Below are 9061 nucleotides of genomic sequence, written 5' to 3'. Positions count from 1 at the left end.
AACACGAAGACATTCGGCAAAACTTTAATTTGTTAGTGTTATTATCCCACGAGAATGGGCTGGCGGGAAGACGACTTAAACTTTGACGCTTACTTTGCAAATACCTTGTCCTCATTGCTGAAACACCTCTTTGCTATTTCTGACGGTGATACTGTATTCAGCCATTGTGGGAGATTTCCCGCATCACTATAAACCAACCTAAACGCAATATTCACAAGGCCAAATAGCATATACCCATTTTCCTGCCCATAACTGGCATATATCCCTGAGAGTTCGTGCTTGTGACACTTTTTCCACTTCTTCCTAACCGCATCACGGACATATTTCACAACCTTAAGGATGTCGGACTTTTCAGCCTTTGACAGATTATCACTCCGTAAATGCCATAATACAGAGTTCTCAAAAATCCATTTATCTAACGGATTCCCAAGCTCATACACCTTTTTCCCGGCCCTATAGCCATTATTCCATGTTATAAACATGGTCTGTCGCTTCTTCACATTGAACCTAAATTCTTCATGGAGAAATACCTGCTTGTCAGCTTTATCATCTAGCGCATAAGACTCTGCACATATGCCCAAGATGATTTCATCCTTTATCTCTCGAACCTCAAGAAACATTTCCTTAGGTACCCACGATTCCTTGTTTCCTGTTCTCTTGTCAAAAAAGATGTTCCGTTCATTGGCAAAATTCTTATGCTTGAATCCGCACACAGGACAGGTAACAACTTCATCATCTGCCCTGCAGTAGTAACTACCTGTTGGAATATATCTGTGATACACCTCAAAATCAGACTTGCACTTCAAGCACTTATACAGGAACTTGGCATAAAACCTTTTCTCCTGATACCGACACTCCTCATACGCTGACTTTACTCCTGGGGCGTTCCTTGACACCGCTGTATATATCTGAGGAATCCTCCTGTTTATTAATACCTTCATATCGCACCTCACTCATCAAAACTGAATTCCAGTGGAAATTCCTCAGGCTTATTGCTTGCTTTCTCTTTTTCCTTTGCCGCTTTTTTCTCGGCTTCTTTCTTGTCCTTTTCTTCTGCCTGTTTTTTCTTCTCCTCTGCTTCGCACACATCAAGCAGGTTTTTGGCAAGTTTCTTGGCAATATTTACCGCATCCCGCATTTCCATACTAAAACAGGCCAATGTACCAAGCTCCTCTGCTGTTACGCCTTCAAGTAGGTTGTTTTCCTTACATACCTTGATGAGGTTGTCTATCTTGTCCAACATACCTTCCTGCTGTTTCATGCCACTGTTTACACCAGTAGCAAGTCCTTTGTCTTCTCTTGTCATGTCAATCCTCCTATTCTGTTACTTACTCAAAATTTCAACCAATTTCTTGCATGCTCTCCGTCTGATACCTATGTAGATACCTAATGCCGGGAACACACTCATATAAACTCTGTCACCGTGATAACTGATTCTGCTATCACAATAGGCAACAATTTTTCCATACTACTGTTTTCTGTCTGTTCTCATCTCTTAACCTCACACCTGTTAAGTATTTCCTCAATGTCCCAATTCATAGGGGGACTACCAAAATAACACTCATTCCAGTCATACTTATTGTAGAATTTACACTCCTCACAGTTCTTATACTGCGAGCATTCATCACTTATGTACTCTATTGCTTCTCTCAGCATATCTTTATTCATCATCAGCCCTCCCATTCCAACATAACTGCATTATTTTTCACAAGTAAATAGAAAATTTCTAGTGCTGTCCTTTTATCACGATACCTACAATTTGCCTTTTTATGAATTCTTGGGTCATTCTCCTTCCAAGGAATAATGGCAACCCTTTGTGATGACACAAATATCATTTCACACCCTCTTGCCATACAAAGATAAGCACAAGAGTTATACGGCTTTTTGCAGTATTTAAATCCATAATGCTTCACAAAATTTTCCACGGGAATATTAGGTTTCATCATTCTCCCACCTCGTCCAGTTCGTCAACATCTGACAGGTCCGAAAGTCTGTATAATTCAAACCAGTCTTCCAGTGTCATTGTTACCAACCAACGCTCCTTGTTCTTGCGGTGAAACACGCATGCCAGTTTGTTGGTACCGCTTGTCATCACATCCCTCAAAGCCTGTTTGATGGCTTCAAAGATGTTCAGCTTTTCCACTCTCTTGCACTCAATATGGATGTTGGGCAAACCTACCAAATCTGCTGACTCTCCTGACTTACCGCAATACTGCTGACTCCTGCGTACTTTTGGGAAACCTTGCTCTCTGATTTTTCTCACCAGTTCTTCCTCCGCATCCCTGCCCTTACGCTTTCCGTTTACTGCCACTATCTGCCCTCCTATTCCATTCTTCTTGTGCTTTTTGTGCTTCTCTCCAATACATATATGGCCCTGCCAGTGTTCCTGATAACGGATAACCACACGCCTTACACCTCAGCCAGTACAATGGATTTTTTATATTTTCGCTTATCATTTCAGCTTCAAGTCCTCCACAATTACAACAAGGTTTTATAGAATCCATTATCAGCCCTCCACACGCAAGTATATTTATCCTTACTTAACTCATATCTTTTAATGCTTTTGATGTTACAATTTCCTCTTATGTTTCTTACCAATTTCGGTCTGTCTGCACCTATCAATACACTAACTCCATCATCAAGATAAACATACTTATAATTGTTACCAGATACTTCAATCACATCTCCTTTTTCTAGTTCTGGCATAGGATTTACTTCTTGATTAAGCCATTTATTCATTTCCCTTAAACATCTTCCGTTGTCAATATGCTCAGACAAACACTCATCACTATTTCTGATTCCCTTGCAAAAGGTACAACTAGCAGATAATATCTCAGCCAAATATGCCTTGTTTATATTTTCAAAATTGGTCTTCACGCTCTCACCTCCTATTGCTGTCCTTCATGCCTTCAACATACCCTTGTATAACAACACACATGATGCTTATAACGAGGCACCCGCCTAGCACCATACCAACAAGGAATGCCATGACATCAGTCATCTTCTTGGCTCCTTTTCCTGTATTCCTTTGCGGATATCCCGACTATCTCTAGCCGTCTTTTCCATGCTTTTCTGTACTCCCTGTCTATTTTCTTGTACAGCTTCACTGCTTCTGCCCAAGGCACCATTTTTACTATGTACTCATACCCATAGCCAGGATAACCTTGCTTTACAGCCTTAAACCTATATGCTCCTGTTGAATCCTCACAGTTTTGCATATTGGAGTACATCAGAAACTGCGCACCTTCAACAGCTTCCAAGGTGTCATGCACATCACTTCCTACAAGGTGCTCTATTCCCGTTTCTCGGTCACGGACATATATTAATGGCACATGCGTTGTCCAATCTCGATACATCATTCTTATTTCCCCCTAGAATGGTATAGAATAATCATCCACTGGCTCTCCCGCAAAACCACCAGTGTTTCCTGCAGGCGCATTTCCTCTGTCGCCTTTACTTCCACAAAAATCCATTCCGCTGAGAATGACTTCTGTCACATACCTCTTACTTCCATCCTGTGCATCATAGCTACGAACCTGCATACGGCCTTCAACCAAGATTTCCTTGCCCTTTACCATGTTGTCAGCTATAAGCTGTGCCAGTTTTTCCCACGCCACGCATGGGATATAATCTGCCTTAGGTTCCCCTTCTCTTGCAAACTGTCTATTCACTGCAACTGTGAAACTGGCTACACATTTCCCTGTTGTCGTATACCTTATGTCGGGGTCTTTCACCAACCGACCATGTAAAATGACCTTATTCATGCTCTACCTCCTGCTCTAAATATGCCTTAATACCTTCCTCACACTTGAATCCCTCATACTCGCACCGCTCCGGCAATTTTGGCCCTGCACAATACTCACAAGGAACTACTCCCACTATGAAACATGCCATATTTTGAGGGTTCATTTTTTCCATCAGCACATCATATCGCCTCATATTGCACCTCTAAATCATAGGGTTGTTATGATAACCCCTAGAATAATTCTTACTCGCAACCATCAGCAGTGTGTTGTCTACCAACGCAGGAATCTTAACCTTCTTCTCTACCCTGTCCGCAAGTGTCATGCAGGATGTCGCAAGGTCAACAAGCTCCTCAACTAATTCTGCTGTTGTCTTTCCATTTTGTTCATCCCAGTTAGTCCAAGCATTTTTAAACTCTGCATATTCATTGCATAAATGCTCCTTACACTTTTCTATATCTGAATCAATACCCGTTACTGGCGTTATTAAACCTGTTTTCATCCTGCAATCTCCTTCTTGTAAACTTCTGCTAATGCTTCCAGCTCATCAGGGGATATCATTACCCTTCTGCCATTTGAAAATAAGTGATAGGTGACCATTTCTGTCCTATACCCTGGAATCTTTGGAAAATTTGGGTCGAAATACCTCACTTCCTTAGTCACCTCAAGATACTCATTTTTGAAAACTGTTTCACGCTCAACCATTACTTCAGCTCCTTCATGTAGTTGTTCATGTCTCTCAACATATTCTCAAACTCCGCCCTGTCTAGCAGGATGCCACACCTTACCCTCATTTTTTCCGAGAATGCAAAATGATGTGTTACTTCAACCCTAAACAGCTCCGCACTCCCTTGGCTAATCCTTTGCACTAAGATATTCTCCCTATCACCGTTATCATCTATTTCCTCATGCTCATGTATTAATTCCGTCTGCATTGTCTATCCTCCAATCATTTTCGTACCACCAATCATCTTGTTCTTAAGCCCTGATAGTGCCGGCATATTCTTCTCCATTACTGCACCTCCTGCATTCTCCAATCTCCGCCAGCCACTTTAACAAACTTACACATTGCTTTTAGCCGACTCATTATTCTCTCTGCTGGTATTTTGTCCAATCCGTCTTTACTTTGAATACATAACTTCGCCGCAAAGGTTCTCGGATCGTAGTTAGTCGTTATTACCAGCGGAAGGTTCCTGTTATATCGGTGATTGATGATGATAAATAGCTGTTCGGATACCCAGTCTGTCATTTTCTCAGTACCCATATCATCAAGTATCAGAAAATCTGCATCTTTTACACCATCCACAATATCCTTGGCATTACCAGTAGTGAACCTTGACCGTATTGCATCAAACAATTCTGGAACCGAAGTAAATAACACTGGTACACCATTCTTTGCCATTTCGTTGGCTATGATACTTACTAGCATTGTTTTACCAGTACCACGATTTCCATAGAAGATAGCTCCGCTCTGCTTCTCTATAACCTCATACGCAGCATTTACAGCTTCTTGGTTATGGCTATTAATGTGAAAATCACTCCAACCACAGTCAGTGTATCTTTCAGGTATTTTGGCATCCCTAAAAAGTCTATCTACTTTTTCCTGTCCACGTTTTCTTGCTTCGTACTGGCAAAAGTGCAACCTTGTTCTCACACTGCCGTAGTATTCTTCTTCGACTGGAACCATACCAGTTATTTCCTGCTTGCAATAACTAAGGCCAATACATTCTTTACAAAGCTCTTTAGGGTCTATAGGTTCATCCCCACTGGGCAGCCCATTCATCAAGAGGCTCTTGTCCAATATTTCCGTTAGTGCCTGCATTGGTAACCTCCAATTCCTTATAACCATCTTTTGCCATTTGCCTTAGTATGCCCTCAACATATGGCAAAGTACGCTTACCTTTTTTAGCCGCTATTTGTATTGCCTTAATAACAGCCTCAATACCATGACATTCTACAGCCTCAGCCAAACTATCCAGCTCTTGCAAATTGCATATAGGGTGTATTTTGTCCTGATATATTTTTTTTACGTCCTCCGATAAGGGGGGTGGTTCTTCTCTCTCTATACTCTTAATTATTATCTCTTTATTATCTCTATTATCTTGGGTGCAATTTTCTGTAGGGGTTTGACCGATTTTTGCTATAGCAGATACGGATTTTTGCATGGGTAGGGTGCAATTTTCTGTAGGGGGGCTACCGTTTTTTGCTATAGCTTCCTCATTTTTGCTATAGCAAATTTGCGTAAAAGGTATACTGTTTTCTGCTATATCTGACTTATTTTTGCTATAGCAATTTTGAGTAGGGGTGCAATTTTTGGTAGGGGTTATAATGCGAGATACTGGAGTTACAAACTCTAAATTAACGTATCCTTTATTTTTTAACCTATGAATTGCGTCTTGCACTCTTCTTTTTTTATAGCCTAATACTTTAGCTATATAATCATTACTAGCCGTACAACCATCTTTATTATCTAAAGTGACGATTTCAGCCAAAACTAATTTCTCAATTAGGGTTAAGTTTTCGTCCGTCAAAATGCTGAAGGGTATCTTTAAATATTTTTCTTCGTCCAAAATCTCACCCCCTCACTTCTTTAACTTCAATTTCTTACACAAAGCCTCGTCTAACCGTACTGGCACTAAATGAAACTTCTCGATAAAAGCCTCCTCATCATTGTGACAAATGCTATGATGTTCCCGGCACAACGGCAAAACCTCACGCCCCAAATGGTGAACCTCATTTCTGTCTACACCTGCTCCTATCCTTGAACCTTCACAGTGATGTACATCTGCATCCTTGCCACAAACGGCACATTTTCTGTTTATCGAACAGGCATATACAAAACTGGCAATATCCTCACACTGCTCAATTAGAGGTATTTTCGTAGGAATATCATTTTCCACTATAAAACTCACCAAATAAGTGATAAATTCACGGGCTGTACTAACATCACAATTTGCCAGCGAAAAAAGCCTCCGCTCCTGGGCCTCCATCCTGTGAAGTATAAATTCCCACTTCATCATGGACTTAGTTTCATCAAGGGTTTCCGCATTTCTTATACCGCTGACAAACTCTGTTATTTCACCCAACAGGGCATAACATTTTCTTCTCTGCTCAGGGGTAATTTTTCTCCCGTCAGGCAGGATAATTTCAACCCTGTCATAATGTCTGTCCAATGCCTTATTCAAATTTGGCAACTGGGCAAAAATTGTTACTATACCGTTTTCACTGATGTCCGTTATTTTTCCAATGCAATGTTCCTGTACCATCACAACTCAGCCTCTTGGACTAATCGCTCCAATTCTTCTGCGACCCTAACCACTTCATCTGCCGTCATAACCGTGGTAGTTTCCTTCCCACAAATATTCTTGCTTGTGGCTCTCACAAAATTCTTGGAAAGCACATTGTCCTTCATAATCTTATTCAGACGATTAATGGCCTGCTTCTTTACTACATCTTCCTTGGCCTTGGCTTCATCTTCTGCCTTCGCCCGTGACTTCTTTTCCTCATGGAACTCATTTGTGTCTGCATCCTTGCCATCATCTATGGCAAACAGACCATTCAAAGCGTATTTCCTTGCATAACTTGATGTGGACCCAGTGACCTGTGATTCATCCATACCTCGTTTAGAGTCAGCTTCTCTCGCATAGGCTGTTACCTTAACCTCATCAGCATTTACGACATCAACCAGTTTGGCTTCTGCCTTTACATATATCCTGTCACCGACCTCAACGACTTCATCAGACATCAATAAAATAAGGCCATTGTCATTGAGTAACGGCTTCACCGCTTCAATAATGCTCTCCGCTGACCGATACTTATATTTACCAAAGTCATTGACCTTATCTTTCGTAGCTTTCAAATCTCTCTGTATGGACTGCAAGGCCGCATATATTGGTTTACCTGTCATTTTCTCACCTCACTTTATCTGAATATTGTTCCGCTCTACCAAACGGACACCTTCTATCTTCTGCCCTTCCTTGATGGCCTTTTTCAAAGCGTTCTTATCAAAGCTAGGCTTTTGTTCTTTCCAAAATTCAAAAGGGATTTTATCTGCCATGGTCTCATCTATTTCCACTGCTTCACTTGGCAAATATGAGATTCTGAACTCATCTTCTTCCATTTCTTTTCCTTCAAGCTCCCGGCTCAAAGTCTGTTTTGCCCACTCAATAGTGTTCTCAGCTTTCTTTCTGCGGGCCTTAAACTTGTCTTCCTGTGCCTTAAACTTGTCAACATCTGCTGACAGGTTTATCACCAGGAACGCATAGTTTCTCAATTTTTCATGGCGGTCAATTTGCAGTTTTTCCAATTTCTCACTGTCAAGAATCTCACCAGTTTCTTGGTCTATGCAGTCCAAGATTTCCTGATTAATCTCATATAATTTCATGTCAATCCTCCTACTTTAAAAACGGAATCAAGGTACTTACAAACATATAAGCACCCATACAACCTCCAACCACTCCTGCTCCAAACAGAATCAAGAATAACCCTTCATCCGTCAATGGCATCCTTACCCGATGCCGTATCCTTTTGGGCCTTTTGATTTCAAGATACATATACGCCTCCTAGATAAACCCACACAGCAACAACAGGAAGAAGGCCATTCCAACACCTTCCACCGCATCAACCAACATTTCCCAATTCTTGGCCTTACGCCAATTCTTCACCTGCTGATCTACTGACACTTTCAAATTCTCCTTTCCTGCACCTTGCAATAAAACTATTTACTGACCGAACTGTTATCTTCATGTGACTGGCAGGCGGTGTATAAATACATTCCAATAAGCCTTGCCGTACATACTCACCTATTCTGTTCTTGTTCACACACAATGCCTTGGCTGCTTCAGATACAGTCATCAGCCTGTAGGATGTTTCGGGAACAAAGGCCTCCATTTTTCCATTAAGGAAATTAGCCACCTCAGGTGTTTCAGTCAGGATTTCCTTCAATTCCTTTGCAAGCTCAACGGCTTCTCTCAATTCTGAAATTTCCATTTACACCAACCTTCGCTCCACATATCAAGGAATTATCCATTTGTTGTCAGATTTTTGGACTCATCATCCAAAAAAAAAGACACCGGCACATTTAAGAACTTGCAAATGGCCACCATTCTGTCAACACTCATTTCACTTTTTCCATTAATCAGATAATTGAATGTCTTAATATTAATCCCAGTTGCCCTTGCAACAGCAGTCTGCATTATGCCATGTTCCTTAAGATAGACCCTGATTTTTTCATTAACAGTCATTACATCACCACCTTCCACATATTTAGTATATCTTTATTATAATCCCATTTTCTAGGTTTGTACAGTAGATTTCTA

The 9061-nt window shown here is 41.0% G+C and carries 19 protein-coding genes; all 19 read right to left on the bottom strand.

Annotated features, from left to right (window positions below; all coding sequences use genetic code 11):
- Positions 1 to 89: 89 nt before the first annotated feature.
- Positions 90 to 941 carry a zinc ribbon domain-containing protein gene (locus tag B6K08_RS04950; RefSeq protein WP_080325557.1) on the bottom strand — a complete coding sequence of 284 codons (852 nt, stop codon included), beginning with the start codon at positions 939 to 941 and terminating at the stop codon, positions 90 to 92.
- Positions 942 to 949: 8 nt separating this feature from the next.
- On the bottom strand, positions 950 to 1306 hold the full coding sequence (locus B6K08_RS04945; protein WP_080325556.1) for a hypothetical protein: 357 nt from the start codon (positions 1304 to 1306) through the stop codon (positions 950 to 952).
- A 182-nt stretch (positions 1307 to 1488) separates the two neighbouring features.
- Positions 1489 to 1671 carry a hypothetical protein gene (locus B6K08_RS04940; protein ID WP_143254837.1) on the bottom strand — a complete coding sequence of 61 codons (183 nt, stop codon included), beginning with the start codon at positions 1669 to 1671 and terminating at the stop codon, positions 1489 to 1491.
- Between the two features lie 271 nt (positions 1672 to 1942).
- Positions 1943 to 2311 carry a PDDEXK family nuclease gene (locus B6K08_RS04930; protein WP_080325562.1) on the bottom strand — a complete coding sequence of 123 codons (369 nt, stop codon included), beginning with the start codon at positions 2309 to 2311 and terminating at the stop codon, positions 1943 to 1945.
- On the bottom strand, positions 2289 to 2504 hold the full coding sequence (locus B6K08_RS13520) for a hypothetical protein (RefSeq protein WP_143254836.1): 216 nt from the start codon (positions 2502 to 2504) through the stop codon (positions 2289 to 2291). The genes B6K08_RS04930 and B6K08_RS13520 overlap by 23 nt, the downstream gene beginning before the upstream one ends.
- Entirely contained in the window at positions 2479 to 2877 is a 399-nt protein-coding gene (locus tag B6K08_RS04925) for a hypothetical protein (RefSeq protein WP_080325553.1), read from the bottom strand. Before B6K08_RS04925 ends, B6K08_RS13520 begins: the two co-directional genes overlap by 26 nt.
- Positions 2878 to 2993: 116 nt before the next feature.
- Positions 2994 to 3359 (bottom strand): hypothetical protein, encoded by a 366-nt coding sequence (locus B6K08_RS04920; RefSeq protein ID WP_080325552.1) that lies wholly within the window; start codon positions 3357 to 3359, stop codon positions 2994 to 2996.
- A gap of 12 nt (positions 3360 to 3371) precedes the next feature.
- The gene (locus B6K08_RS04915) at positions 3372 to 3764 is read right to left on the bottom strand and encodes a single-stranded DNA-binding protein (protein WP_080325551.1); all 393 of its coding nucleotides are present in this window, start codon (positions 3762 to 3764) and stop codon (positions 3372 to 3374) included.
- Complete coding sequence (locus B6K08_RS04910; protein WP_159446699.1) at positions 3757 to 3894, bottom strand: hypothetical protein; 138 nt, start codon at positions 3892 to 3894, stop codon at positions 3757 to 3759. Before B6K08_RS04910 ends, B6K08_RS04915 begins: the two co-directional genes overlap by 8 nt.
- A 54-nt stretch (positions 3895 to 3948) precedes the next feature.
- A complete protein-coding gene (locus B6K08_RS04905) occupies positions 3949 to 4245 on the bottom strand; it encodes a hypothetical protein (protein WP_080325549.1) in 297 nt (98 codons plus the stop codon).
- Entirely contained in the window at positions 4242 to 4448 is a 207-nt protein-coding gene (locus B6K08_RS04900; RefSeq protein ID WP_080325548.1) for a hypothetical protein, read from the bottom strand. Before B6K08_RS04900 ends, B6K08_RS04905 begins: the two co-directional genes overlap by 4 nt.
- On the bottom strand, positions 4448 to 4678 hold the full coding sequence (locus tag B6K08_RS04895) for a hypothetical protein (RefSeq protein WP_080325547.1): 231 nt from the start codon (positions 4676 to 4678) through the stop codon (positions 4448 to 4450). Before B6K08_RS04895 ends, B6K08_RS04900 begins: the two co-directional genes overlap by 1 nt.
- A gap of 77 nt (positions 4679 to 4755) precedes the next feature.
- A complete protein-coding gene (locus B6K08_RS04890) occupies positions 4756 to 5565 on the bottom strand; it encodes an ATP-binding protein (RefSeq protein ID WP_159446698.1) in 810 nt (269 codons plus the stop codon).
- Positions 5501 to 6313, bottom strand: coding sequence for a helix-turn-helix domain-containing protein (locus B6K08_RS04885; RefSeq protein ID WP_143254835.1), 813 nt, complete (start codon positions 6311 to 6313; stop codon positions 5501 to 5503). The genes B6K08_RS04890 and B6K08_RS04885 overlap by 65 nt, the downstream gene beginning before the upstream one ends.
- Positions 6314 to 6325: 12 nt before the next feature.
- Positions 6326 to 7009 (bottom strand): putative HNHc nuclease, encoded by a 684-nt coding sequence (locus B6K08_RS04880; protein WP_080325544.1) that lies wholly within the window; start codon positions 7007 to 7009, stop codon positions 6326 to 6328.
- On the bottom strand, positions 7009 to 7650 hold the full coding sequence (locus B6K08_RS04875) for an ERF family protein (RefSeq protein WP_080325543.1): 642 nt from the start codon (positions 7648 to 7650) through the stop codon (positions 7009 to 7011). Before B6K08_RS04875 ends, B6K08_RS04880 begins: the two co-directional genes overlap by 1 nt.
- A 9-nt stretch (positions 7651 to 7659) precedes the next feature.
- Positions 7660 to 8127 carry a siphovirus Gp157 family protein gene (locus tag B6K08_RS04870; protein WP_080325542.1) on the bottom strand — a complete coding sequence of 156 codons (468 nt, stop codon included), beginning with the start codon at positions 8125 to 8127 and terminating at the stop codon, positions 7660 to 7662.
- Between the two features lie 263 nt (positions 8128 to 8390).
- The gene (locus tag B6K08_RS04865) at positions 8391 to 8732 is read right to left on the bottom strand and encodes a hypothetical protein (protein ID WP_080325541.1); all 342 of its coding nucleotides are present in this window, start codon (positions 8730 to 8732) and stop codon (positions 8391 to 8393) included.
- 32 nt (positions 8733 to 8764) lie between these two features.
- The gene (locus B6K08_RS04860; RefSeq protein ID WP_080325540.1) at positions 8765 to 8986 is read right to left on the bottom strand and encodes a helix-turn-helix domain-containing protein; all 222 of its coding nucleotides are present in this window, start codon (positions 8984 to 8986) and stop codon (positions 8765 to 8767) included.
- Positions 8987 to 9061: the final 75 nt, after the last annotated feature.

The organism is Anaerovibrio lipolyticus DSM 3074 (assembly GCF_900141865.1).
Classification (GTDB): domain Bacteria; phylum Bacillota; class Negativicutes; order Selenomonadales; family Selenomonadaceae; genus Anaerovibrio; species Anaerovibrio lipolyticus.
The sequence above is the reverse complement of the archived record's forward strand: the minus strand, read 5'-3'. Positions and strand labels throughout refer to the sequence as shown.